22 protein-coding genes, 2 tRNA genes and 1 pseudogene are annotated in these 24,765 nt (G+C 70.7%); 13 read left to right on the top strand and 12 right to left on the bottom strand.

The window, feature by feature from the left end; genetic code table 11:
• Nucleotides 1-24: 24 nt before the first annotated feature.
• Nucleotides 25-864, top strand: coding sequence for an RNA polymerase sigma factor SigF (locus GCN81_RS31470; RefSeq protein ID WP_156727929.1), 840 nt, complete (start codon nucleotides 25-27; stop codon nucleotides 862-864).
• A 145-nt stretch (nucleotides 865-1,009) separates the two neighbouring features.
• Nucleotides 1,010-1,867: a hypothetical protein gene (locus GCN81_RS31465; RefSeq protein ID WP_325065142.1), complete on the top strand. Its 858-nt coding sequence runs from the start codon at nucleotides 1,010-1,012 to the stop codon at nucleotides 1,865-1,867.
• A 7-nt stretch (nucleotides 1,868-1,874) separates the two neighbouring features.
• Here GCN81_RS31465 and GCN81_RS31460 read toward each other — a convergent pair whose 3' ends face one another.
• A complete protein-coding gene (locus tag GCN81_RS31460; protein ID WP_156727928.1) occupies nucleotides 1,875-2,084 on the bottom strand; it encodes a hypothetical protein in 210 nt (69 codons plus the stop codon).
• Between the two features lie 187 nt (nucleotides 2,085-2,271).
• Here GCN81_RS31460 and GCN81_RS31455 point away from each other — a divergent pair, with 187 nt between their 5' ends.
• Together GCN81_RS31455 and GCN81_RS31450 are read left to right on the top strand one after the other, a co-directional pair.
• Nucleotides 2,272-2,727 carry a MarR family winged helix-turn-helix transcriptional regulator gene (locus GCN81_RS31455; RefSeq protein WP_156727927.1) on the top strand — a complete coding sequence of 152 codons (456 nt, stop codon included), beginning with the start codon at nucleotides 2,272-2,274 and terminating at the stop codon, nucleotides 2,725-2,727.
• 29 nt (nucleotides 2,728-2,756) lie between these two features.
• Nucleotides 2,757-4,442: an MDR family MFS transporter gene (locus GCN81_RS31450; RefSeq protein WP_156727926.1), complete on the top strand. Its 1,686-nt coding sequence runs from the start codon at nucleotides 2,757-2,759 to the stop codon at nucleotides 4,440-4,442.
• 51 nt (nucleotides 4,443-4,493) lie between these two features.
• Here the strand turns inward: GCN81_RS31450 and GCN81_RS31445 are convergent, their stop codons facing one another.
• The gene (locus tag GCN81_RS31445; protein ID WP_156727925.1) at nucleotides 4,494-5,255 is read right to left on the bottom strand and encodes a response regulator transcription factor; all 762 of its coding nucleotides are present in this window, start codon (nucleotides 5,253-5,255) and stop codon (nucleotides 4,494-4,496) included.
• Between the two features lie 159 nt (nucleotides 5,256-5,414).
• Here GCN81_RS31445 and GCN81_RS31440 point away from each other — a divergent pair, with 159 nt between their 5' ends.
• Complete coding sequence (locus GCN81_RS31440) at nucleotides 5,415-6,038, top strand: putative glycolipid-binding domain-containing protein (protein WP_156727924.1); 624 nt, start codon at nucleotides 5,415-5,417, stop codon at nucleotides 6,036-6,038.
• Nucleotides 6,039-6,071: 33 nt separating this feature from the next.
• A complete protein-coding gene (locus GCN81_RS31435) occupies nucleotides 6,072-6,869 on the top strand; it encodes a GNAT family N-acetyltransferase (protein WP_156727923.1) in 798 nt (265 codons plus the stop codon).
• 32 nt (nucleotides 6,870-6,901) lie between these two features.
• Here the strand turns inward: GCN81_RS31435 and GCN81_RS31430 are convergent, their stop codons facing one another.
• Nucleotides 6,902-7,447, bottom strand: a complete 546-nt coding sequence (locus tag GCN81_RS31430) for a hypothetical protein (RefSeq protein ID WP_407698042.1) — start codon at nucleotides 7,445-7,447, stop codon at nucleotides 6,902-6,904.
• Nucleotides 7,448-7,714: 267 nt separating this feature from the next.
• Here GCN81_RS31430 and GCN81_RS31425 point away from each other — a divergent pair, with 267 nt between their 5' ends.
• The 4 genes and pseudogenes from GCN81_RS31425 to GCN81_RS33065 all read left to right on the top strand — a co-directional run.
• The gene (locus tag GCN81_RS31425; protein ID WP_231627094.1) at nucleotides 7,715-8,938 is read left to right on the top strand and encodes a sensor histidine kinase; all 1,224 of its coding nucleotides are present in this window, start codon (nucleotides 7,715-7,717) and stop codon (nucleotides 8,936-8,938) included.
• Nucleotides 8,935-9,618, top strand: coding sequence for a response regulator (locus GCN81_RS31420; protein ID WP_156727922.1), 684 nt, complete (start codon nucleotides 8,935-8,937; stop codon nucleotides 9,616-9,618). Before GCN81_RS31425 ends, GCN81_RS31420 begins: the two co-directional genes overlap by 4 nt.
• A gap of 283 nt (nucleotides 9,619-9,901) precedes the next feature.
• A complete protein-coding gene (locus GCN81_RS31415; RefSeq protein WP_231627093.1) occupies nucleotides 9,902-10,576 on the top strand; it encodes a hypothetical protein in 675 nt (224 codons plus the stop codon).
• Between the two features lie 376 nt (nucleotides 10,577-10,952).
• Nucleotides 10,953-11,211, top strand: a pseudogene (locus GCN81_RS33065) (site-specific integrase); the annotation flags it as partial.
• 89 nt (nucleotides 11,212-11,300) lie between these two features.
• Here the strand turns inward: GCN81_RS33065 and GCN81_RS31405 are convergent.
• Nucleotides 11,301-11,373: transfer RNA gene (locus GCN81_RS31405), tRNA-Arg, on the bottom strand.
• 151 nt (nucleotides 11,374-11,524) lie between these two features.
• Nucleotides 11,525-11,615: transfer RNA gene (locus tag GCN81_RS31400), tRNA-Ser, on the bottom strand.
• Nucleotides 11,616-11,816: 201 nt separating this feature from the next.
• On the opposite strand from GCN81_RS31400, the gene GCN81_RS31395 reads away from it, so the two are divergent.
• The 3 genes from GCN81_RS31395 (at nucleotide 11,817) to GCN81_RS31385 (ending at nucleotide 17,266) form a co-directional block, all read left to right on the top strand.
• On the top strand, nucleotides 11,817-12,263 hold the full coding sequence (locus tag GCN81_RS31395; RefSeq protein WP_156727921.1) for an SSI family serine proteinase inhibitor: 447 nt from the start codon (nucleotides 11,817-11,819) through the stop codon (nucleotides 12,261-12,263).
• Between the two features lie 152 nt (nucleotides 12,264-12,415).
• Nucleotides 12,416-16,615: a hybrid sensor histidine kinase/response regulator gene (locus GCN81_RS31390; RefSeq protein ID WP_156727920.1), complete on the top strand. Its 4,200-nt coding sequence runs from the start codon at nucleotides 12,416-12,418 to the stop codon at nucleotides 16,613-16,615.
• Nucleotides 16,616-16,678: 63 nt separating this feature from the next.
• Nucleotides 16,679-17,266: an antibiotic biosynthesis monooxygenase gene (locus GCN81_RS31385; protein WP_231627092.1), complete on the top strand. Its 588-nt coding sequence runs from the start codon at nucleotides 16,679-16,681 to the stop codon at nucleotides 17,264-17,266.
• Here GCN81_RS31385 and GCN81_RS31380 read toward each other — a convergent pair.
• The 7 genes from GCN81_RS31380 to GCN81_RS31350 form a co-directional block, all read right to left on the bottom strand.
• Nucleotides 17,250-18,914 (bottom strand): long-chain fatty acid--CoA ligase, encoded by a 1,665-nt coding sequence (locus GCN81_RS31380; RefSeq protein WP_156727919.1) that lies wholly within the window; start codon nucleotides 18,912-18,914, stop codon nucleotides 17,250-17,252. The genes GCN81_RS31385 and GCN81_RS31380 overlap by 17 nt on opposite strands.
• 143 nt (nucleotides 18,915-19,057) lie before the next feature.
• Nucleotides 19,058-19,600, bottom strand: coding sequence for a SigE family RNA polymerase sigma factor (locus GCN81_RS31375; protein ID WP_156727918.1), 543 nt, complete (start codon nucleotides 19,598-19,600; stop codon nucleotides 19,058-19,060).
• A gap of 203 nt (nucleotides 19,601-19,803) precedes the next feature.
• Nucleotides 19,804-20,970 carry a lipid-transfer protein gene (locus tag GCN81_RS31370; protein ID WP_156727917.1) on the bottom strand — a complete coding sequence of 389 codons (1,167 nt, stop codon included), beginning with the start codon at nucleotides 20,968-20,970 and terminating at the stop codon, nucleotides 19,804-19,806.
• Nucleotides 20,967-21,410 carry a MaoC family dehydratase gene (locus GCN81_RS31365; protein WP_156727916.1) on the bottom strand — a complete coding sequence of 148 codons (444 nt, stop codon included), beginning with the start codon at nucleotides 21,408-21,410 and terminating at the stop codon, nucleotides 20,967-20,969. The genes GCN81_RS31370 and GCN81_RS31365 overlap by 4 nt, the downstream gene beginning before the upstream one ends.
• Nucleotides 21,407-22,522 carry an acyl-CoA dehydrogenase family protein gene (locus GCN81_RS31360; RefSeq protein ID WP_156727915.1) on the bottom strand — a complete coding sequence of 372 codons (1,116 nt, stop codon included), beginning with the start codon at nucleotides 22,520-22,522 and terminating at the stop codon, nucleotides 21,407-21,409. Before GCN81_RS31360 ends, GCN81_RS31365 begins: the two co-directional genes overlap by 4 nt.
• Before the next feature lies 1 nt (nucleotide 22,523).
• Nucleotides 22,524-23,531 carry a bifunctional MaoC family dehydratase N-terminal/OB-fold nucleic acid binding domain-containing protein gene (locus GCN81_RS31355; protein ID WP_156727914.1) on the bottom strand — a complete coding sequence of 336 codons (1,008 nt, stop codon included), beginning with the start codon at nucleotides 23,529-23,531 and terminating at the stop codon, nucleotides 22,524-22,526.
• Entirely contained in the window at nucleotides 23,528-24,697 is a 1,170-nt protein-coding gene (locus GCN81_RS31350; RefSeq protein ID WP_156728019.1) for an acyl-CoA dehydrogenase family protein, read from the bottom strand. Before GCN81_RS31350 ends, GCN81_RS31355 begins: the two co-directional genes overlap by 4 nt.
• Nucleotides 24,698-24,765: the final 68 nt, after the last annotated feature.

Here is a 24,765-nt window from a genome sequence, read left to right as displayed (position 1 = left end):
CGTCCGCGACCTCAAGGGGGTGGCATGTCCGCAGAACAGGGCAGCTCGAAGGTGCTCACGCTCACAAAGAGCGCACCGAAAACCGAGCGGAACCGCTCGGAAGCCATCGACACCCGCACCTTGTCCCGCTCCCTGTTCCTGCGGCTCGCCGCACTGGACAAGGACAGCCCGGAGCGCGCTTACGTACGAGACACGCTCATCGAACTCAACCTGCCCTTGGTGCGCTATGCGGCGGCCCGCTTCCGCAGCCGCAACGAACCGATGGAGGACATCGTCCAGGTCGGCACGATCGGCCTGATCAAGGCGATCGACCGGTTCGACTGCGAACGGGGCGTGGAGTTCCCGACGTTCGCGATGCCGACCGTCGTCGGCGAGATCAAACGCTTCTTCCGGGACACCTCCTGGTCCGTGCGGGTGCCCAGGCGCCTCCAGGAGCTGCGGCTCGCGCTGACCAAGGCGAGTGACGAGCTGGCGCAGAAGCTGGACCGCTCGCCGACCGTGCCCGAACTCGCCGCCGTACTCGGCGTGTCCGAGGAGGACGTCGTCGACGGCCTGGCGGTCGGGAACGCCTACACCGCGTCCTCGCTGGACTCGCCCGCGCTTGAGGACGACGGCGGCGAGGGCTCGCTCGCTGACCGCCTCGGGTACGAGGACACGGCGCTGGAAGGCGTGGAGTACCGCGAGTCGCTGAAGCCGCTGCTGGCCAAACTGCCGCCGCGCGAACGGCAGATCATCATGCTTCGCTTCTTCGCCAACATGACGCAGTCGCAGATCGGTGAGGAGGTCGGCATCTCGCAGATGCATGTCTCGCGACTGCTGACGCGGACGCTGGCGCAGCTCAGGCAGGGCCTGATCGCGGACTGACCGCTGACTGACCGCGGACTCATCGCGGGCTCATCGCGGGCTCGTTGACGCGGCGGGGGTTCCTCGTTGACGGACCGTCAGACACACTGGCGTGATGGGTGTGTTGGGCGTGGGCGGTGTGTTGGGTGCCTTGAATGTTTCGGGTGTGTTGGAGAGAGCTTCGACGCGCGGCCGCCGAGGCGCGGGAGCGCGAGCCTCGGCGGCCGCGGTGTGCCTGGCGGGGCTGGCGGGGCTGCTAGTTGGTTGCGCTGGCGGCTCGGGTGGCGGTGATGGCCGGGTGCCGGTCGGCGCGGCGGGTGCGGGAGCGGGCTCCGCGGTGGGGCCTACGGGTGATGTGGTGCTGGTGCCGCTGGACGGGGACGAGGGCCGGGGCGACCGGGGCAGGGGCTCCGGGGGTAGGGGCGAGGCGTCTGGCTTGGCCGGAGCGGACGGCGCGGGCGGTGCGGGCTCGGGCGACAGCGCCGACCCCGACTCCTCTGCCGACTCCGGCTCGGAATCCGGTTCCGGTTCCGGCCCAGGCTCCCGTTCCGGTTCCGGTGGCTTGGAGGGGAAGTCGCCAGGCTCCAGCGGGAGTTCCGGGCCGCCTGCTCCATCGGCGACGTCCGCACCGTCCAACTCATCCAGCCCGTCGAGTTCGCCCAGCCCATCCGCCGCGCCCCCCAGCTCCACCCGACCACCACCGCCACCACCCCCCGGGCCCGCCGTACTCAAGGTCGGAGAGCCAGCCCTGGCAGCGGCGGACAAGCGGTGGTGCGAGAAGGTGACCGTGAAGTTCACCAACAGCGGGGGTACGGCGGTGCGTTCAGGGACGATCACGTTCGGGACGCACATCATCGGCGCACTCGGCATCGACTGGGCGACGATCGAGTCGACCAAGCAGCTACCGACGCCGATCGCCCCCGGTACGTCCAAGACGAAATCCTGGACCGTGTGCGTCGACAGCTGGCGCGTACCGCTGGGCATGCACGTCGAGACGCAGGACGTCTCGGTGAAGTGGGACTAAGGGCTCCCTAGCTGAGCGCCAGCCAGGCGACCCCGGCCACGAGGGCGATCGCGAGCACCACACCGACGATCAGTCCGATACGCGGCCCCGCCGGAGCCGCCACCTGCGGCTGCCGCTGCGGAGCACCCTCGTCGACGAAGGCGCGGAACATCTGGGTGCTGCCCGCGGGGTCCTGCTGGCCCTCGGGGCCCTGGGGCGCGTGGGGGTTGTGTGCCATGCCCCAGGACCCTAGCGAACCCGCGACGGCCGCCCAACTCCGCCCTGAGGTTCCGCGGACCCCGGCCTGACCAGCCCCGACCAGCGACATTGCCTGGCCTTTACACATTTTGCCCAGTTTTCATTTGCCTGCAGCAACTAAATAGCCCTACGGTTGCCCTAAGCAACGATTAGGGAGGGGTCGAGCCGTGGCCGAGCAGCGCCAGTACGAGGAACTCGCCCGCCAGCTGAGCGCAATCGGCGCAGTGAAGCGGGATCTGGCCCGCGTACTGCCCGTCGACTGCCCGCCAGGCGCGGCGGCCGTACTGGTCGTGCTCGACAAGCACGGCGAGATGCGGATCGGCCGACTCGCCGAACTGCTGGCCATCGACATGTCGGTGACCAGCCGCCATGTGGCACATGGGGCGGAGCGCGGCTGGATCGACCGGTCCGCCGACCCCGACGACGGACGCTCCCGCATCCTGCGGCTGACTCGCGCGGGCCGCGCGCTGATCGCCGAACTCAGCGACCGCTACACCCAGGCGCTGGCCGACCACCTACGGGACTGGTCGGACGACGACGTACAGCGGCTGAGCTCGCTGCTCGCCCGGCTGCGCGCCGACTTCGGCGACTGCCGGGCAACCACCACTCGTACACCCGCGTGACCCGCGTGACCCGTAAGAAAAGGAACCCCATGGGCGGCACAGACACTGAAGGCAGCGGAGTCAGCCAACGCGAAGACACCACCGCGCCGATGACACACCGGCAGATCATGGAGGCACTGTCCGGGCTGCTGCTCGGGATGTTCGTCGCGATCCTGTCGTCGACCATCGTGTCCAACGCCCTGCCCCAGATCATCTCCGACCTCGGCGGCGGCCAGTCCGCGTACACCTGGGTGGTGACCGCGTCGCTGCTGGCGATGACGGCGACCACCCCGCTGTGGGGCAAGCTCTCCGACCTCTTCAGCAAGAAGCTGCTGGTCCAGGTCGCGCTGATCATCTACGTACTGGGCTCGGCCGCCGCCGGACTCGCGCAGAGTTCGGGCATGCTGATCGCCTGCCGGGTGGTGCAGGGCATCGGCGTCGGCGGACTTTCCGCCCTCGCGCAGATCGTGATGGCCGCCATGATCGCGCCGCGTGAGCGCGGCCGGTACAGCGGCTATCTGGGCGCCACCTTCGCCGTCGCGACCGTCGGCGGACCGCTGCTCGGCGGGGTCATCACCGACACCGACTGGCTCGGCTGGCGCTGGTGCTTCTACGTCGGCGTGCCGTTCGCGGTGATCGCGCTGATCGTGCTCCAGAAGACGCTGAAGCTGCCGGTCGTGCGGCGCGAGGGGGTCAAGGTCGACTGGACCGGCGCCTTCTTCATCACGGCGGCGGTGTCGCTGCTGCTGGTGTGGGTGACGTTCGCGGGGGACAAGTACGACTGGATCTCCTGGCAGACCGCGGTCATGGTCGGCGGCGCGGTCGCACTCGGCGCGCTCTTCCTGGCCGTCGAGTCCAGGGCGAGCGAGCCGATCATCCCGCTGCGCCTCTTCCGCAACCCCACGATCGCGCTGTCGTCGGTCGCCTCGCTGTTCGTCGGTGTCGCGATGTTCGGCGGCACGGTGTTCTTCAGCCAGTACTTCCAGCTGGCGCGCGGCGAGTCGCCGACAATGTCCGGGGTGCTGACCATCCCGATGATCGCCGGGCTGTTCGTCTCCTCCACCGCCTCCGGTCTGATCATCACCAGGACGGGCCGCTGGAAGGCGTGGCTGGTCGCCGGGGGCGCACTGCTGACGGCGGGTCTGGGGCTGCTCGGCACCATCCAGTACGACACCGACTACTGGCGGGTCGCGCTGTTCATGGCGCTGATGGGCCTCGGCATCGGCATGATGATGCAGAACCTGGTTCTCTGCACCCAGAACCAGGTCTCCCCGGAGGACCTGGGCGCCGCGTCGTCGGTCGTCACCTTCTTCCGGTCGCTCGGCGGCGCGATGGGCGTCTCCGCGCTGGGCGCGGTGCTGGGCACGCGGGTCACGGGCTACGTCAAGGACGGCCTCGCCGAACTCGGGCCCGAGGGGGCGGCCTTGGGGCATGGCGGTACGGGCGGGGGCGGCATCCCGGATCTGGACGCGCTGCCTGGACCGTTGCGGACGGTGATCGAGGGGGCGTACGGGCAGGGGATCGCGGATGTGTTCCTGTATGCGGCGCCGTTGGCAGTGGTGGCGTGGGTGCTGACGCTATTCATCAAGGAGGTGCCGCTGCGGACGGCTAGGGCGGGGACGGGGGCGTCCGCTTCGGGGGCGCTCGCTTCAGACGCGGAGTCGTCGAAGGCGTCCGCTTCGGGTGCGGAGCCTGTCGCGGCTTCGGCTGCGAGCTCGCGCTCGCGCGCTTCCTGACGACTCAGCTTGCGTGCTGGGTGAGGTCGGTCGTCGGCCGCCTGGCTCTGCTCACGGCTGGGGGACGGACTCCGCCGCCTTGATCAGGTACCCGGCGCCCCGCCGCGTATGGATCATCGGATCCCGCCCTGCGTCGATCTTCCGCCGCAGATAGGAGATGTACAGCTCCACGACGTTGGCCTGGCCCCCGAAGTCGTAACTCCACACCCGGTCCAGGATCTGCGCCTTGCTGAGCACCCGCCGCGGATTGCGCATCAGATACCGCAGCAACTCGAACTCGGTGGCGGTGAGATGGATGTCCTGCCCGGCCCGGCTCACCTCGCGGCTGTCCTCGTCCAGCGTCAGGTCCCCCACCACCAGCACCGACTCACTGCGCTTGGCCGCGGCCGCGGCCCCGGTCCGGCGCAGCAGCCCGCGCAGCCGGGCCACCACCTCCTCCAGGCTGAACGGCTTGGTGACGTAGTCGTCGCCACCGGCTGTGAGCCCGGCGATCCGGTCCTCGACGCCGTCCTTGGCCGTCAGGAACAGCACCGGCACCTGCGGCAGCTCATGCCGCAGCCGCCCCAGTACGGCCAGCCCGTGCATGTCCGGCAGCACCACGTCCAGTACGACGGCATCGGGCCGGAACTCCCGCCCGGCCCGCACCGCCCCCGCGCCGTCCGCCGCGGTGCGCACCTGCCAGCCCTCGTAGCGCAGCGCCATGGACAGCAGCTCGGACAACGCCGCCTCGTCGTCCACGACAAGCACCCGAACCGGGGTCCCGTCCGGCCTGAGCAGTTCCGCGGCGCGTCCCGAAGACAGGGTGTGAGTCATACGGTCAGGCTGTGCGGGCTTTCTGAGATCCCCCTGTCCCTCATCTGTGAATCACCTGAGAATCCCGACGATCCCGAGAATCCTGGGAAGCCTGGGAAGCCGGACGATCCCGGGAATGCTGACGTGCGGTGCCGGGGCGCACGTCCCAGGATGGTCCCCATGACTGACACCCGCCCCGCGCACCCCCCACGCGCTCTCACCTGGCAGGTCACCGCCAGCGGCGGCTTCGAGTCCGCCTGGATCACTCGCCACGGCCGTTCGCTCAGCGCCCGCGGCCGGGTCTTCGGCGCGCTCCCCGAGCCGTACTGGATCTCGTACGAGCTCGAGACCGGCGAGGACTACACGACCCGCCGCCTCACCGCCACCGCCGAGACCCCGCACGCCACCCACCACCTCGCCCTGGACCGCACCGCCGACGGCACCTGGACGGCGAACGGCGCGCCGCTCGACTGGGCCGCGGACGCCCTCGACTGCGACCTCGGTCTCTCGCCGCTCACCAACACGATGCCGGTGCTGCGCCACGAGCTGCACCACATCCCTGGTTCGGGGCCCGCCGAGCGCACGTTCCTGATGGTCTGGGTGTCCGTCCCCGACCTGAGGGTCCACCCGTCACGGCAGACGTACACCCATCTCGGCCCTGCCCCGCACGGCACTCGGGTGCGCTACGCGTCGGGCGACTTCCACAGCGACCTGGAGTTCGACGGCGACGGTCTGGTGGTCAGCTACCCGGGCCTCGCCTACCGCGTCTCCCCCGCACTCTCCCCGGCTCCGACAAACCCTTAGCCCACCCGCACCGGTCGGTGCTCCAATGCCCCCATGACGCAAGCCGCCTCCGCCTCCACACCCACGCCCACACTCGCGTTGTTCGACGAACAGCTACGCCGCGACGCCCGACCCGACGGCCCCTGCGTACGCGTCGAACGGTCCGGCGAGGTCGTACGGCAACTCGGCAACGACGGCGGCTGGACCGCCGTCATCTGGTCGGACCTCACCGAGGCGACCGCCGACGCGGCGATCGCGGCGCAGGTACAGCACTTCACGACCCTCGGCCGCCGGTTCGAATGGAAGCTGTACGCCCACGACCACCCCACTGACCTGGCCGCCCGCCTCACCGCGGCGGGCTTCACCGCCGAACCCCTCGAGACGGTGATGGCCGCCCAGGTATCCGACCTCCCCAGGCACCCCGAACTCCCCGACGGCGTCCGCTTCGTCCCGGTCACCGACGAAGCCGGGGTCGACCTCACCATGCGGGTCCACGACCAGGCCTTCGGCACCGACGGCAGCCACATCCGCGAACAGCTCCTGGCCCAACTGGCCCAGAGCCCGGACACCACCACCATGACCGTGGCGATGGCCGGGGACACGCCCGTCTGCGCGGCCCGCGTCGAATTCCACCCCGGCACCGACTTCGCCAGCCTGTGGGGCGGCGGCACCCACCCCGCCTGGCGCGGAAGGGGCATCTACCGCGCCCTGATCGCCCACCGCGCCCACATCGCGGCCACCCACGGCTACCGCTACCTCCAGGTAGACGCCTCGCCCCAGAGCCGCCCCATCCTGCAACGCCTCGGCTTCCACACCCTCACGACTACCACGCCCTACACCTACGAGCCCTAACACCCCCACTACCGCACTACCCCACGACCCCACTACCTCACCACCCCGCTGCCTCGACGCCGCCGGTAGTACGCCACCGTGGCGACGGCCAGGAGCGGCCCCCACGCGAGCAATGGCACGTAGCACGCGGTCATCACCCAGTACATGCCACCCTGCGGGGAGGTCGGCGCCCCCATGTTCTCCACGGAGTTCCAGTTGCCCGCGCTGAGGAACGTGATCAGCGTGACGGCCAGCGCGCCGAGCGACGCGGGGATCACCGCCGCCAGTACGGGAATCCCACGCCCACCAAGACCCGGGACCCACCGCGGGATCACCTCGCCCCAGCGGTGGATGAGCCCCAACGCGAGCAGCCCAAGCGCCTCGGCGAACAGACTGAGCCCGATGAGATACCACGAGCCCATGCCCGGGAAGTTGTCCGGACCAAGGAATTCATCGGTGAACCCGGAGTCCCACCCAAAGGCGATGGCAATACGCCACACCCCGGACGGCACCAGCGTCAACGCGGCCGCATGCGCCGCCCACCGAGCCGTACGCGAGACGCCGGGTACGCCGACCAGCCGTCCGGTCGCCGCCGTCAGCCCCTCAGTCGAACTCGCACTGGCACTAGCACTGGCACTAGCACTGGCACTAGCACTGGCACTGGCACTGGCACTGGCACTGGCACTGGCACTGGCACTCATCATGAACTCCCTGGTAGCGAAGGCTCCTTGTCGAGCACCACCAGCTTCGTCCGGGAGCACCTCCGGCCTCCATCGGCCGATCGGCACAAAGATCCGGCGCGAGGCAACGGGCCCTAAGCCTTTTGGTAGAGAGTCAGTTCGATCACCCGCCCGTACGCTGATCTCATGCGGATGCGGAGCCCAACTACCCTGCGAGGCCACCTCCCTGGCTCCGACACGCGCATCGGCACCCGCGCCCTCGTCGGCGGTACGGCCCTGGCGGCGGCCGGTATAGCCGTAGGCCCCACCGCGCTGAGGGCCGCGATACCCGTCGCCGCGACGGTGAGCACGCTGGTCTGGGCGGCCGCGACCGCGACCCTCACGCTAACCACCCATCGCCCGGCCCTCCTTGGACGGCTGGCTCTCCCCACGGCGGCCTGCGCGGCCCTGACTCTCCTGGCCCTGATCGCCGCGCCGGGGAGCTGGGCCTTGGTCCAGGCCCTCCTTCTCCTGCCGTTGCTCGCGGCAGTGGTCCGGTGGTCGCCGATCCGGGAACTCCGTCTGGTGGCCCCGCTCACCGCACTCCCGATCTCCGTCTGGGCCCTCCCCCTGATGTCCGGCACCTCGTTCCTGGAAAGGGCGGGCGCCGCCGCGTTCTGGCTGCTGCCCGTGCTCGTCGCGGCCGCCGTCGGCGGGCAGTTGCGCCACGCGGAACTGCGCCGCCTCGATCTGATCGCCGAGACCCGTCGGGTACAGCGCCTCCACATCGCCCGGGACCTCCATGACTTCGTGGCCCATGACGTGAGCGGGATCGTCGTCCAGGCCCAGGCGGCGCGGTTCGTCGCCGCCACCGACCCGGGGCAGGCGGTGCTGGCTCTGGAGCGCATCGAGAAGGCCGGGCTGAGCGCGCTGGCGGCGATGGACCGGACCGTACAGGCGCTACACGGCCCGGACGCCGCCAGCAGCACCGACCCGCTTCCCGGCCCGGACCAGCTCCCGGCCTTGATCGAGACATTCACCTCGGCAGGCACCACGGAGGCTCACCTGACCCTGCCACCGGAGGCCGCCCAAGCCCTCTCCCTCCCCCTCTCCCGCGAGGCGGGGGCCACCGCGTACCGGATCGTGGTCGAGGCGCTGACAAACGTCCGCAGGCACGCCCCCTCCGCGACCCGCGTCGACGTCACCTTCCGCCGCTCACGCACGGGCGTCGAGCTCCGCGTCACCAACGACCGCCCCCAGGACGACCGTCACGCCCCTGCCCCCCGGCCATCCCGGCGCGGCACCCGCGGCGGCCTGGGCCTACCCGGCCTCACCGAACGCGTACAGGCCCTGGACGGAACTCTGTCGGCTGGCCCCCACAACGGCGGCTGGCAACTCCGCGCAACCCTCCCCGTACAGGAGCCCAAATGACCCCTCCCCCAACCCCCACCACGCCCACCCGAATCCTCCTGGCCGACGACCAGGACGACATCCGCAGCGGCTTCCGCCTGATCCTGGAATCCCAACCAGACATGACGATCGTCGGCGAGGCATCAGACGGCACCACCGCCGTCGAACTCGCCCGCTCCCTCCGCCCCGACCTCGTACTCGCCGACATCCGAATGCCGGGCTTGGACGGCCTGGAGGTGACCCGCCGCCTGGCGGGCCCGGACGCCACCGACCCCATTCGGGTTCTCGTGGTCACCACCTTCGACCACGACGACTACGTCCGTACGGCCCTGCGCGACGGCGCCTGCGGCTTTCTCCTCAAGCGCTCGGGCCCCGGCCTGCTCATCGAGGGCGTCCGCGCGGCCATGGCCGGAGACGTCCTGATCAGCCCCCAGATCACAATCCGCCTCCTCCAGCCCTCCAGCCACACACCCCCACCTACCCCACCCCCTTCCCCTCCCCCCTCCCCGCTCACCGACCGCGAACAGCAAATCGCCAGCCTGGTAGCCCAAGGCCACACCAACGCCGAGATCGCCGCCGAACTCTTCATCTCCCCCGGCACAGCCAAGACCCACATAGCGAACGTCCAGTCCAAACTGAACGTCCGCAACCGAGTCGGCATCGCCGCCTGGGCCTGGGCAACCGGCCTAACCAAGGCCTAACGCGAGAGGCCCCCGGATGATCTCCGGAGGCCTCTCAGCTATGTGCACTCGGCAGGATTCGAACCTACAAACTTCTGATCCATAGCTACAGAAATCGGCTGCTATCGGGCGAAGGGGCCGCGTAAGGGGTGTCCGACGTCGGTCACGGTCGGCGTCGGTTGGTGGGGTTGTGTTACTCCGCTGCTGTACAGCACGCGGGCCCGGCCGTCGTGGGGCGGTCCGATTCCCCTAGCATGATTCGATTCAGACCTGGGGGGTTCTTGTGCGAACGATACCGACCGCGGTGACGGCAGCTCTGGCGTGCTTGGTCATGGGTGGTGCCATGACTGGCTGCGCGGGCGACAGTGCCGCGGAGGAGGTCTCCGCCGGCCAGATGATGGACGACGCGAACAAAACAATGCGCGCTCTCAAGTCAGTGACCATCGATACGGACACCAAGGTATCCGGGGGCGACGACCGAACCAGTCGCCTGACGACCGACCTCAAGGACCATTGCGCGTTCGAGGCGACCTCGGCCACGGGGGGCAGTCTCGAACAGCTGCGGATCGGCGGGACAGACTACGTCCGCCCGAACCGGAAGTACCTCGAAGTGTCGGGCCACAACATGGCGGGTGCGGGCGAACAGGATCGCTGGATCAAGGTCCCTGCCAGCGAGTCAACGCCGGGCGACGGGCTATCACAGTGCACCCACGAATTCGCCTCGTTCGGTGAGGTAACCAAGGGCGAACCGACCAAGGTCAATGAAGCCCCAGCGATCACGTTGAAGGTGACCGATAAGGAGGAGGCGGGTACCTCCTTCACCTTCTATGTCGCTACGGAGGGCAAGCCGTACATCCTCAAGGTCGTCGCCAAGGACGATCAGTTCGACAACACCACGTCGTTCAGCTCCTTCGATGAGCCGTTGGACGTGCAGGCCCCGGATCGGGCCGATGTGCTGGACATGAGCAGCGTCGGCTGAAGGCGGTTCAGGCAGCATGCCGTTTGGCCCGAGGAACACCCGCCGTCAGCTCCGTAAATAGCGATCAATGCGCAGATCTCAATCAGCGGCCAGGGCGTCCCGAAGAGCGGGGCGGCCACTCCACCGGAGCCACTTGGGCAAGCGACTTTAAAGCCACACCCCACTCTTCCGGACCGCCAACCAACTTACGGAAACGGCTTTGGGCGGGAGCTGCATGGTGGCTGCCTGAAGCCTTGGAGCCGACCGCCCAGCCTCGGGCAACGGCCCAGGTAGCGGGCGCGACTGCGGGTGTCCGTCGCCACGATGCGTGCGCCGTCGTTGCCGTCAGGGTTGCCGTCGCCTCCAGCTCGACTACAGCTGCGCGTCTGCCCCGTGGCCGGATCGACCAGGCAACCTCACCCGGATGTTCGCCCTGCGCGCCCGCCGCGCCGGGATTCGTGTGATCCCGCTCCGGAGAAACGCGGCACGCATGCAGCTCGCTCCTGCTCGCCCTGAAGGTGCACCCCAAGGTCGCTCAGGGCATCCTGCGGCACTCGCAGATCGCCATGACGATGGAGGTCTACGCCGAGGCCTCGAAGGAACAGGTACGCGCCGCAGTGGTCAAGCTGTCCGCCGCGATGCGGGACGACGGCTGAATCAACGATCAAGAGCGTTGCTGTGCTTCGCTGCTGTACGCCCCAACGCGAGAGGCCCCCGGATCATCTCCGGGGGCCTCTCGTCTATGTGCACTCGGCAGGATTCGAACCTGCAACCTTCTGATCCGTAGTCAGATGCTCTATCCGTTAAGCTACGAGTGCTTGCGTCCTGGGCTTTTCTGCCCCGTCGGCGTTGCGGGAACAACATTACATGACCTGCGCCGAGAGGCGAAATCCATTACCCGCACCCCTCCTGACCTGCGGAAACACCGAAGCCCCGGTCTTGGTGACCGGGGCTTCGGTGATCAACGTGCGGAGGCGGAGGGATTTGAACCCTCGATGGGCTTTAAGACCCAAACCGCATTAGCAGTGCGGCGCCATAGACCGGACTAGGCGACGCCTCCAGCACACCCGCGCGAACGCGTGGTGCGTTGCAGATGATGGCACAGCCACCGGGCGGGCCACCAATCGCGACCCACGGTACTAGGCAGGTGGGTGGGTGAGCAAAGGGCAATCCGGGAGGTGTGGGGTGGGTGGCGCAACGTGCGGGGGGTTGGCGCGTTGGGTAGGGGGATCGGTTCGTTCTCGTACCCGTGGAGCCCGACATGCTGCGTCGCCTCGTTCTCTCCGCCACCGTCTCGCTTGCCGCGCTGGCCGCGGGTTCCGCCGCGTACGCGTGCCCGTTGGGTGACGTGGCTCCGGTTCCCGGGCAGCCAGGGGTCCAGGAGCCGGATCGGCTCATCGTGACGGCGACCGGCGCTGGGGGTGAGGGGGCGGCGTACGAGTTGGAGTGTGCGCCGGTTGGGGGGACGCATCCGAGTGCCGGTGAGGCGTGTGAGGTGCTTGAGCGAGCCGCGGCCGAGGGGCGGGATCCTTTCGCTCCGGTGCCGGAGGACGCCATGTGCATGATGATCTACGGCGGCCCCGAGACCGCCCGCGTCACCGGGACCTGGCAAGGCCGCCCGGTGGACGCCACGTACGAGCGGACCGACGGGTGCGAGATCAGCCGCTGGGACAGCCTTGGCGCGGTGCTGCCCCCGGCCGGAGCGTGACCGGAGCGTGAGGGCTCCCTCTCATCCGGCGTCGCGGGCGCAACCGGTGCCCGTAGACTCCCACCCGTGACACGCCAGGGGCCTAGGGGCAAGATGGCCCGGTGTCCGGCAGGCACGGTAAGCGGTAAGCGGTAGAGGGAGGACCGGTCGTCGTGAGCAGCAGGCCATCCCGAGGCGCTGCTCGCCTCGCAGCCATACTTGACGCCCTTCCCGACGCGCTGTTGCTCGTCAACACCAACGGCACGGTCGTCAACGCCAACACCATCGCGCTCGAGGCCTTCGAGACGTCCGGGTGGGCGCTGGTGGGGCGGGGGCTGCTCGATCTGCTGCCCGAGTTCGACTCCCGGCTGATCCCCGGGTCGATGCGGCGGCCGGACGCCACGGACGACCTCGGGCGTACCAGGCCCCGGCGGATGATGGCCCGGCGCACGGACGGCACCGAGTTCCCGGTCGAGGTCACCAGTGCGAATCTGGACGACGCCCGGGACGCGTACGAGAGCCATGGCTTCGGCGACGAACTGCTGATGCTCGTGGTCCGGGACCTGTCCGGAACCATGGACACCGAAGCCGAGCTCGCGCGTTCGCAGCGGCAGACCGAGATGATTCTGCGCGCGGCCGCGGAGGGTGTCGTGGGCACCGACACCGAGGGCCGCGTGGTGCTCGTCAACCCCGCCGCCGCGCAGATACTCGGCTACCGGGCCAGCGATCTGGGCGGCCAGGAGCTGCATCCTCTGGTGCAGCACTCGCGGGCGGACGGCACGCCCTTCCCGTACGACGAGAGCGCCCTTTCGGACACGCTCAGGTCGGGGCGCAAGCACCGGGTGCGCGGGCAGGTGCTGTGGACGAAGAGCGGCGCTCCGGTCCCGGTCGATCTGACGACGGCGCCGGTACGGGACGGGGAGCAGCTGGTCGGCGCGGTCCTCGCGTTCACCGACCGGCGGGCCTACGACGAGGTGGTCACGCAGCAGGCCGAGGAGGCGGCGCGGCACGCGAAGGAGATCGCGGCGGCCGAGGAGCGGTACGCCGCGCTGGCCGAGCGTGAGAAGGAGCGCCACGCCGCGCTCGCCGAGCGCGAGAAGGACCGGTACGAGGCGCTCGCGGAGCGGGAGAGCGAGCGCTACGAGGCGCTTTCCGCGCGGCACGCGCAGCTGCTCGCCGTGCTGGGCGAGTCGCTGCGCGGACCGCTGGACGAACTGCGGCGCGAGCTGGGCACGCTGGCCGCCGACCCGGCTGGACAGCTCTGGCCCGAGGCCAACCAGGTGCTGCATCACCTGACCGCGGGGTACGCGCGGATGTCGACGCTCGTCGACAACGTCCTGGCGTACCAGCGCCTGGACACCGGGGCGGAGGAACTGCACAGGGAACCCGCACTGTTGGACGGCGTGATCGCCGCCGGGATCGAGGGCGCGGTCGAGCTGATCGGGCCCGGTCGGGCACAGTTCGCGGTGCACGCTCCGCCGATCGAGGCCGAGGTCGACGCGGCTCGGCTGGCTACGGCGTTGGCGCACCTGGTGGCGGATGTCGCCGGGATCGACTCAACCGGGCAGGCGCGGGTTCCTGCGGGGGCGGCGGCTGGTGGCGGGGCCACTGGTGGGTACGTCGACTCGACGATCGTGGTCGCGGCGGCGCAGCGCGGTGATGTCGTACGGATTGAGGTGCGCGGGCCGTACGCGGGTGGGGACCCGGTCCATGGGCCGATCGTGCGCGGGATCGTACGGGCGCATGGTGGGGTGCTGCAGACGCACGATGTGCCGGGTATGGGCGGGAACGCCTATGTACTTGAGGTGCCGATCGGGGCGGGAGCCGGGGCCGCGGCTGTTGTCGCGCCTGCCGCTGTTGTCGCGCCTGTGGTGGACTCGGCGTCGGCTCCTTCCGGTGACGGTACTTCGGGGTCGGCTGAGGTGGCCGTGCCGGAGCAGCAGCGGACCGAGGGCGGTGGGCGGCGGCGGGCTCGGCGGGCTTCGGTGGACGCGTTCCTGACGAGCGGCGAGGCGGAGTCGGGCGATTCGGGGGCGGGCGATTCGGGGGCGGGTTCGGACGCGGGTTCGGACGCGGGTTCGGGTTCGGGTTCGGGGGCAGATGCTGCCTCTGCTGTCGGGGCTGATGTGGCGGCTACGGGGTCCGGGGCCGGGTCCGGTGAGGCGCCCACTGGGCGGCGTCGGCGGCGGGCGGCTCCCGCGCCGGAGCCGGGTTCCGAGTCCCCGTCGGACTCGGGTGGGGCGCAGGCCGAGTGGCTGCCCGCGCAGAACGTGGGCGAAGCGGATGGTTCTGGCTCGGGCGGTACGGGCCGCAGGCGGCGCCGTGCCCTCGCGCAGGAGGCCGCTGGCGAGCCCGCGCAGGGCTCGGTCGTCACCGCGGCCGAGCATGCCGCCGGAGCCGTTGACTCCTTGGGGTTCGGCGACACCGTTCCGCCGCAGGGCATGCCGACGGGCCGCCGCGCCCGCCGGAACGCCGATGGCGCGCAGACCGCGCTGCCCGCCGCGAGCCCGGTTCCGGACCAGCCCCGAGCCCTCGAGGCTCCGGCAGCGCCCGTGCCCAGCGTGCCCGACCCTCGCAGCGCCACGAGCGGCGCCAGGCACCCGGTCGCGGCGAACGCCGAGGCCCCGGGCGCGCGGGCCGTTCCCGACGGCCAGCCCTCGGGCGGGCGACGGGCGCGGCGGGCGCTCGGTACGGCGACCGCCGAGCGGAACCCGGCGCAGGTGACGGAACCCACCGGGTCCCGTAGCGCCTTCGCGCTGCCCCCGGCCGCAGCCGACCGTACGGACGCCACCACCCCGAGCACACCGAGCACCCCAAGTACGCCGACCACCCCGACCGCGCCGACCACGGCAGCAGGGCCCGTCGAGGGCCACCCGCACGAGGCGATCGACCCGACGCACGCCACCCGGCACGATGCCGCCCCGCACGACCCCGCCGCCGACCACACCCCACCGGGGCCCCACCCCGTACCCAGCCCGACGGGCCGTCGCCGGGCGGCCGCCCCGGCGCAGCCCGCGCCAGGCGCACCCGCCCCCGCACCCGCACCCGAGGCGGACAGCACCCCGGGCGCCCCGGCCGCCGCTCCCACCTGGCCAACGCCCAGCGCGGGCACCCCAGCTGCGGGCACCCCGGCTGCGGGCACCCCCGCCGCAGGTACCCCCACCACAGCCTCTATCGGCGCACAGCAGCGCCTCGCGCATCCGCTGTCCGCCGAGGCCCCGGCCGAGGACGCGAGCGACTCCACCCAGGGCAGGTCCATCAGCGTGCGCACCCTGGGCCAGGGCGTCCCGTTCGCACAGCAGGCCACCGACCAGCAGCGCGCCAACACCACCACCGGGTCCGGACGTCGCCGCAAGCTGGGCACCCCGCCCGACACAGCCCACCCTGAAGCACCCGCACCCGCACCCGCACCCACAACCGCACCCGACCCAGAACCCGCGCAGCCCAAGCCCGCCACCACCCCGCTGTCCCTCCCCCAGCCCCAGCCGGAGCCCCGGCCGGAGCCCGACGCCCAGCCGCCGCGCCCCGCAGGCCGCGCCTACGCCATAAGCGCCCCCGACGAGGGCGCTGAGGGCCCCGAACCCCTGGACGGCCCGAACGGCGCCGTCGAGGTGGCCAACCGCCCGCAGCCGCAGCCGATGGACGACGAGCTGCCGCCCGAGCCGCTGGACAACCCACGCCGCCTGCTCGTCTGGCCCGCGCCCGACGTCTCCACCCAGCAGGCGCTCTGTGACCGCGGCTACCGCCCGGTCACCGTGAACTCCCGCGACGAGGTCGACGCGCAGATCGCCGCGTTCCCGGCCGCCCTCTTCGTGGACCCGCTGACCGGCCCGATCACCCGGACCGCGCTCCAGTCCCTGCGCACCGCGGCCGTCGCCGCCGAGGTCCCCGTACTGGTCACGGCCGGACTCGGGCAGGCCACGCGCGAGGCGGCGTACGGTGCCGATCCCGCCGTACTCCTGAAGGCGCTGGCGCCGCGCGACAGCGAGCAGCACCCGCCGCGCGTCCTGTTGATCGAGGAGCACGAGGAGATCGCGCAGGCGCTCACCGCGACACTGGAGCGCCGCGGTATGCAGGTCGCCCGGGCTAATGCCGACACGGACGCGGTGACCCTGGCGACCCAGATGCGGCCGAACCTGGTGGTGATGGACCTGATGCAGGTACGTCGCCGACGCGCCGGGATCGTCGACTGGCTGCGTGCCAACGGGCAGCTGAACCGCACCCCGCTGGTCGTCTACACGGCCGCCGTCGACCAGGCGGAGCTGCCAAAGCTGGCCTCGGGCGAGACCGTACTGTTCCTCGCTGAGCGTTCCACGAGTGCCGAGGTGCAGGGGCGCATCGTCGACCTGCTGGCAAAGATCGGCACCAACTGACGGCAACTGACGGCAACTGACGCCCACGGGCGCTGTTTCACGTGAAACAAGGAGTGGCCCCCCGTGAGCACCGAACCCAGAGAACCCATCGAGCACCCCACCGTCCCCGCCGACAACGGCGAGGTCACCCTGCTGATCGCCCGTCGAGTCGAGCCGGGCTACGAGGAGTCGTTCGAGAAGTGGGCCCGGGGCATTCTGGACGCCGCCACGGCGATCTCCGGGCACCTCGGCCACGGCCTGTTCCGGCCGTCGGCGGAGGGCGCGCCGTGGTTCCTCGTCCATCGTTTCCGGGACGCGGAGGCGCTGCGAAGGTGGCAGGAGTCCCCTGAGCGGGCCGAGTGGTTCGCCAACTGCGAGGGCCACTTCCACTCGGAGATAGCCCGGCGTGAGCTGACCGGCATGGAAACGTGGTTCGCCAAGCCGGGCTCGGCCCGGCCCGCGCCGCCGCGCTGGAAGATGGCCATCAGCTCAGGACTGGCCATCTTCCCGATCTCGCTGCTCGGCAACGCGGTGCTCGGTCCGCACCTCACGGGTCTTCCGCTGGTGCTGCGGACGGCGGTGTTCGCCGTCCTGTTCAGCACCCTGATGACCTATGTGGCCATGCCGACCATCAGCAAACTCCTGCGCCGATGGCTCACCCCTGGTCGCTGAGGTTGGTGACGTCCAGCTCGCCGTCCGCGTACTGCCTGCGGATGACCTTCTTGTCGAACTTGCCGACGCTCGTCTTCGGCACCGCCGGGATGATCGCCCAGCGCTCCGGCAGCTGCCACTTGGCGACCCGCTCGGCGAGGAAGCTCCGCAGCGCGTCATAGTCCGCGCTCGCGCCCTCCTTCAGTACGACGGTGGCCAGCGGCCGCTCGCCCCACTTGTCGTCGGGTACGGCGACCACGGCCGCCTCGGCGACCTCGGGATGAGCCATCAGCTCGTTCTCCAGCGAAACCGAGGAGATCCACTCGCCACCGGACTTGATGACGTCCTTGGCGCGGTCGGTGAGGGTGAGATAGCCGTTGGCGGTGATCACGCCGACGTCACCGGTCTTCAGCCAGCCGTCCTCGCTGAACTTGTCGGCAGGCCGGAAGTCTTCGCCCGCCGCGCCACCGTAGTAGGCGCCCGCGATCCACGGTCCGCGTACCTCCAGCTCTCCGGCCGACTCGCCGTCCCAGGGCAGATGTTCGCCACCGGGGCCGACCAGCCGCGCCTCGACACCGGCCGGGAAGCGGCCCTGGGTGAGGCGGTAGCCCATCTCCTCGTCCGCGCCCACCCCGGCCGGGACCCGGGCGATCGTGCCGAGTGGCGAGGTCTCCGTCATGCCCCAGGCGTGGCAGACCTGGACGCCCAGCTTGTCGTACGCCTCCATCAGCGCGGGCGGACAGGCCGAGCCACCGATGGTCACCTGCTTCATGGAGCTGATGTCGCGCGGCTTGGCGGTGAGTTCGGCGAGCAGGCCCTGCCAGATGGTGGGGACGGCGGCGGCGTGCGAGGGGCGCTCGCTCTCGATCATCTCGGCCAGCGGCGCGGGCTGCAGGAAGCGGTCCGGCATCAGCATGTTCACGCCGGTCATAAAGACCGCGTGCGGGAGCCCCCAGGCGTTGACGTGGAACTGGGGGACGACGACGAGGCTGGTGTCGTGGTCGGTGAGGCCCATCGACTGGGCCATGTTGACCTGCATGGCGTGCAGGTAGATGGAGCGGTGTGAGTAGACGACGCCCTTGGGGTCGCCGGTGGTGCCGGAGGTGTAGCACATGGCGGCGGCCTGGCGTTCGTCCAGCTCAGGCCAGTCGTAGCTCTCCGGCTTACCGGCGAGCAGCTCCTCGTACTCATGCACCTGGACGCTCGCGCCCGCGCCCGCGAGGAGCGAGCGGTCGCCGGGACCGCTGACGATCACATGCTCGACGGGGGCCAGATGCGGCAGCAGCGGCGCGAGGAGCGGCAGCAGCGAACCGTTGACAAGGACCACGCGGTCGGCGGCGTGGTTGACGACCCAGGCCAGCTGTTCCGGGGGCAGCCGGAGGTTCAGGGTGTGCAGTACGGCTCCCATGGCGGGAATCGCGAAGTACGCCTCGACGTGTTCGGCGTTGTTCCACATCAGGGTCGCGACGCGCTGGTCGCCGTCGACTCCGAGGTCGTCGCGCAGGGCGTGCGCGAGCTGCGCGGCGCGGCTGCCGATCTCGGCGTAGCTGCGGCGCTGGGGCTCGCCTTCTCCGGTCCACGTCGTGACCTGCGACGTGCCGTGGATGGTCGACCCATGCCTGAGCAGGCGGGTCACGGTCAGCGGTACGTCCTGCATCGTGCTCAGCACGGCGTCCTCCCGGGGGCGCTACGGAGCAGTAGGGTTGCGCCGATTCTCACCGCATACCACTTGGTATGTCACTAGAAGGAGAGGACGAGAAAGGGATTCGTTAAATCTGCCCGCCCGGAAAATGGGGGCAAAGGCGCTGATAGTTAGCGAACGGGGCGCAGCTCCGGGTCCTCGCGCAGCTTGCCGAGCGCCCGGGAGACCGCGCTCTTGACCGTACCGACGGAGACGCCGAGCACCTCGGCGGTCTGCGCCTCGCTCAGGTCCTCGTAGTACCGCAGGACGACCATCGCCCGCTGCCGGGCGGGCAGCCTCATGATCGCGCGCCACATGGCGTCCCGGAGAACCTGCTGCTCAGCCGGGTCGGCCACCGGCACCGGGTCCGGCTCCGGCAGCTCGTCACAGGCGAACTCGTCCACCTTGCGCTTGCGCCACTGTGAGGTGCGCGTGTTGAGCAGGGCCCGGCGCACATAGCCGTCGAGGGCGCGGTGGTCCTCGATCCGTTCCCATGCGACGTAGGTCTTGGTGAGGGCTGTCTGCAACAGGTCCTCGGCATCGCTGGGGTTGGCGGTCAGCGAGCGCGCGGTACGCAGCAGCACGGGCTGGCGGGCCCGCATATACGAGGCGAACGAGGGGTAGGCGGGCCTCGTCGTGGCCTTGGATGCGCTGGTGCAGACAGGCGTGGTCATGGCTCTACGCTAGAAGCGCCCCCTACCTCAGCGGATCGGCCGCAGGTCCTGAAGCGGTGTCCGCCTCAGGTTGTACGAGGGGCGGTAGCCCCACCTCCCAAGGGTGGAGGAGGCGTCCCCCGGCCCTCAGGGGTGTCCCCTGATATCGACCCGCGATCAGGGTGCGGGCACCGGCGGTTCACCACCGGGCGCTCCAGCGGCCCTCAGCGGTCCTCCCGCAGGATGAGGCCCGACGTGGGAACCCCCGTACCCGCGGTGACCAGCACGGTGGACGCGCCCGGAATCTGGTTCACCGCGCTCCCGCGCACCTGCCGGACGGCTTCCGCGATGCCGTTCATCCCGTGCAGATACGCCTCGCCGAGCTGCCCCCCGTGCGTGTTGAGCGGCAGCGCGTCGGCCGCGACGAAGTCCGCGGCCTCGCCAGGGCCGCAGAAGCCGAACTCCTCCAACTGCATCAGCACAAAAGGCGTGAAGTGGTCATAGAGGATGCCGACATCGATCTCGCCAGGCGTCAGCCCGGAGGTCCGCCACAGCTGCCGCGCGACCACGCCCATCTCCGGCAGCCCACTGAGGTCGTCCCGGTAGAAGCTGGTCATCTGCTCCTGGGCCCGGCCCGCGCCCTGCGCGGCGGCGGTGATCACAGCGGGTCGGCGCGGCAGGTCCCGGGCCCGTTCCAGCGAGGTGACCACCAGCGCCTGCCCGCCGTCCGTCTCCTGGCAGCAGTCGAGCAGCCGCAGCGGCTCGGCGATCCAGCGGGAGGCCGCGTGATCGGCGAGGGTGATCGGTCTGCCGTGGAAGTACGCGGCCGGGTTGGTCGCCGCGTACCGCCGGTCCAGGACGGCGACCTGCCCGAACGCCTCCGGCGTCAGCCCGTACGTGTGCAGGTAGCGCTGCGCCGCCATGGCGACCCAGGACGCCGGGGTCAGCAGTCCGAACGGCAGCATCCAGCCGAGCGCGGCGCCCTCGGCCGACGGCTCGCGGTGCCGCACCCCGGAGCCGAAGCGACGTCCGGAGCGCTCGTTGAACGCCCGGTAGCAGACGACGACCTCGGCGATCCCGGAGGCGACGGCGAGCGCCGCCTGCTGGACGGTGGCGCAGGCCGCGCCGCCGCCGTAGTGGACCCGCGAGAAGAAGGAGAGCTCGCCCATCCCCGCCGCCTGGGCGACGGTGATCTCCGGGCTGGTGTCCATCGTGAAGGTCACCATGCCGTCTACGTCGCCCGGCACGAGCCCCGCGTCGTCCAGGGCGGCCCGTACCGCCTCGACCGCCAGCTTCAGCTCGCTGCGGCCCGAGTCCTTGGAGAACTCGGTGGCCCCGATGCCGACGATGGCGGCCTTGCCGCCGAGTGAGTCCCGTCCGCGGACGCTCATACGGCCCCCGTCCCCTGGTCAGCTGCCTGGTCGACGATGACGGTGACCGTGCCGGTGACGTGCCGCCCGATGGCATTGACGCCGATGACCTTCACCTGGACGGCGTCCCCTTCGATGTGGGTGACCGTTCCCGTCAACACCATGGTGTCTCCGGGGTAGTTCGGCGCTCCCAGGCGGATGGCCACCTTCCGGAGGACGGAGCGGGGGCCGAAGTGGTCGGTGATGTACCGGCCGACCAGGCCGTTGGTGGTGAGGATGTTCATGAAGATGTCGGGGGAGCCCTTTTCGACGGCTGCCGCGGCGTCGTGGTGCACATCCTGGTAGTCGCGTGAGGCGATGGCTCCGGAGACGATCAGCAGCCGGGTGATCTCGATCGTGAGCGGCGGCAGCTCGTCCCCTGCACGTACCGGTACACGTACCGGCGGCGGCGCGCCCTTCATACCGGCTCCTCCCCGTTCGTTGCGATCAACTGACCCAGCTCCTCCAGCACTTCGGACCCACACCCGAGGTACGCGTCCAGCTGCCTCCCCCACAGAAAGTGCCGATGCACGGGATGGTCCAGGTCGGCCCCCGTACCGCCGTGCAGATGCTGGCCCGCGTGCACCACGCGCTTGCCCGCCTCCGACGCCCACCAGGCCGCGGTCAGCGCGGCGGCGCTGTGCCTGAGGCCCTCGTCCCTGCGCCAGGCGGCCTCGTACGCCGTGACACGTATCGCCTCGGTGTCCATATGGGCGTCGGCGGCCCGCAGCAGGACCGCCTGCCTCGCGGCGAGCGGCTTCCCGAACTGCTCGCGGGTCGAGGTGTGTTCAACCGCGCGGGCCAGCGACCCCGCGCACACCCCGGCCTGCAGCCCGGCGAAGGCGGTACGGGCATCGGCGAGCACCGCCTCGTACGCGGCGCCCGCCTCTGCCTCCTCCCGCTCGGCGAGCGCCCCGCCCAGCCGCTCACCAGGGGTGCCCGCCAGCACCAGCCGCCCGCCCGACCAGGGCGCCGTCAGCTCCACCGGCTCCGGCTCCGGCGCCGGCGCCGCGTCGGCGACCCGTACCATCCACAGGCTCTGGTCAGCCGCCGCCACCAGCACATGCGTGGCATCCCGCAGCCACGGCACCGGGCCCACCACGCCGGTCAACAGCCCGCCGTCGTCAACCCGTACGGTGCCACTGCCACCGCCACCACCACCGCCTCCGCCACGACGGGCCGGAATCGCTCCCGTGGCGACCGCCGTACCGTCCAGGAACCCCGGCAGCAGCCGCTCCCGCTGCTCAGCCGAACCCTGCGCACCGACCGCGAGCACGCCGTACACACAGCTCGCGGCGAACGGCACCTGCGCCGTGGTCCGCCCCTGTTCCTCCAGCATCAGCACCAGGCCGAGCAGCCCGACCTCGTCCTCCGCCACGGCGGCCGTGAGCCCGGCCTCGCACAGCGCCTTCCACAGTTCGGGGTCGGTGCTCGTCCCGGCCGCCGCCAGCCGCTCGGGCGTCGAGAGGTCGCCGAAGATCTGGGCCGCGAGGTCCCGCGCCGCCGCCTGCTCCCGCGTGGGGGTGAAGTCCATGTCAGCCCTCACCTCCTCGGAAGACCGGAAGCTCCACGTCGTCGTCCACCCGCAGGAACTCCAGCCGCACCGGCATCCCGATCCGCACCTTGTCGGCCGGTACGCCGACGACGTTGCTGACCATCCGTACGCCCTCCACCAGCTCGATCAGCCCGACCGCGTACGGACCCGCCGCGCCAGCGGCATGATCAGAAGCCGTGAAACCCGCGAACGGCGGATGGTGCATCACCACATACGAGTAGACGGTTCCTTCGCCGCGCGCCTCGACCGTGTCCCACTCCTGCGCGCCACACGCGTTGCACCCCGGCAGCCAGGGGAACCGCAGGACCGAGCACTCCGCGCACCGCTGGATCAGCAGCTGGTGCTGCCGCACGCCGTCCCAGAACCCTTCGTTGTCCCGATTGACCACCGGCCGGGGCCTTTTGTCCTTCAGTTTCCTGTGCGCGGGCGCGTACTTGAGAATCCGGAAGCGATGGGTGCCCGCCAGCTCGCCGCCCGCGCGCACATCCATCCGGGTCGTGACGAAGTGGCCCGTCCCCAGCTTGGTGGTCTTCTGCTCCGAGACCGACTCGATCACCGCGTCGAAGGTGATCTCGTCTCCGACGCGCAGCGGCCGCAGATACTCCTGCTCACAGTCGGTCGCGACCACCGAGGTGTACCCAGCGCCGTCCAGCAGCGCGGTCAGCTCCTCGTACGCGGCTGAGCGTGCCGACCCCGTCGCCTGCCCCGCACGTCCATGCTGCGCCGCACGTCCATGCTGCCCCGCACGTCCATGCTGGCCCGCATGCCCCGAGAGGCCGCCCATCGTCCAGGCCTGCAGCATGGTCGGCGGCGCGACGGCGTCCGGCCCCGTATAGCCGGGGTGCGCATCGCCCATCGCCTCACACCAGTGCCGGATCATCGCCTCGTTGACCGGATCCTTGCCGCGCCCCGCCGCGACCGCGACCCGCCCCTCGTACGCCCTCAGCCGCTCATACAGCCCTCCCTCGGACGCCCGCTCCCCGCTCACCGCCGCACTCTCCTCATCCCGAGCCGTGCCGTCGCCACGATCTCGCGCTGCACCTCGCTCACCCCGCCCCCGAAGGTGTTGATCTGCGCCGCCCTGTTCATCCGCTCCAACTCCCCGTCCCCAAAAGCCCCCGGCGACCCGGCCCGCACCAACCCCGCGTCCCCGACCACCTCCTGGCACATGCGGTACACCTCGACGGCCGACTCGGTGCTCAGGAACTTCACGCCGCTCGCGTCGCCGGGCGTCAGCGTCCCGGCGCCCACGTCCCCCACCAGGCGCCAGCTCAGCAGGCGGGTCGCCGCCAGCCGGGCATGCACCTCAGCCAGCCGGGCCCGCACCCACGGCGCGTCAACCGGCCGCCACCCCGTCACCGGGTCGGGCGTACGGGCGAAGGCCAGCGCGCTCGCGTACACGTCCTCGGCCTGCATACCGATCGCCGCCAGGGCCACCCGCTCGTGGTTGAGCTGGTTGGTGATGAGCTCCCAGCCGCCGTGTTCCGCACCGACCAGGTTCGCGGCGGGCACCCGGATGGAGTCGTAGTACGTGGCCGTCGTCAGCTGGCCGCCCACGGTCTCGATCGGTGTCCACGAGAACCCGGACGCGTCGGTCGGCACCAGGATGATCGAGATGCCCTGGTGCTTGGGTGCCTCGGGGTCGGTGCGGCAGGCCAGCCAGATCCAGTCGGCGTTCTGCGCGTTGGAGGTGAAGACCTTCTGCCCGTCAACCAGCCAGTCCTGGTGATCCCGTACGGCACGGGTACGGAGCGAGGCCAGATCGGTGCCCGCCGACGGCTCGCTGTAGCCGATCGCGAAGACGATCTCGCCGCTGAGGATGCGCGGCAGGAAGTACGCCTTCTGCTGCTCACTCCCGTACTTCATGAGGGTCGGGCCCACGGTGTTCAGGGTCACCATCGAGACCGGCGCACCCGCGCGGTAGGCCTCGTCGAAGAAGACGAACTGCTCGTCGGGGCCGCGCCCCTGGCCCCCGTACGCGACAGGCCAGCCGAGCCCGAGCCAGCCGTCCGCGCCGATGCGCAGCAGCAGTCGGCGCTGTTCGGCTGGATCGTCGGCGTATGGGGCGGCGCGGTCGCGCGGCAGCACCTCGCGGAAGTACGCGCGGAGTTCGGCGCGCAGCTGGCGCTGGCGCTCGGTGGGGGCGAGGTACACGGCGGCGGCCTCCCTGGACCTCATACGAACGGGTTTCTGACTGTCCGTCAGATCCCCAGCGGTGTCAA

This window comes from Streptomyces apocyni (genome assembly GCF_009739465.1).
Taxonomy (GTDB): Bacteria; Actinomycetota; Actinomycetes; order Streptomycetales; family Streptomycetaceae; genus Streptomyces; species Streptomyces apocyni.
The sequence above is the reverse complement of the archived record's forward strand: the minus strand, read 5'-3'. Positions and strand labels throughout refer to the sequence as shown.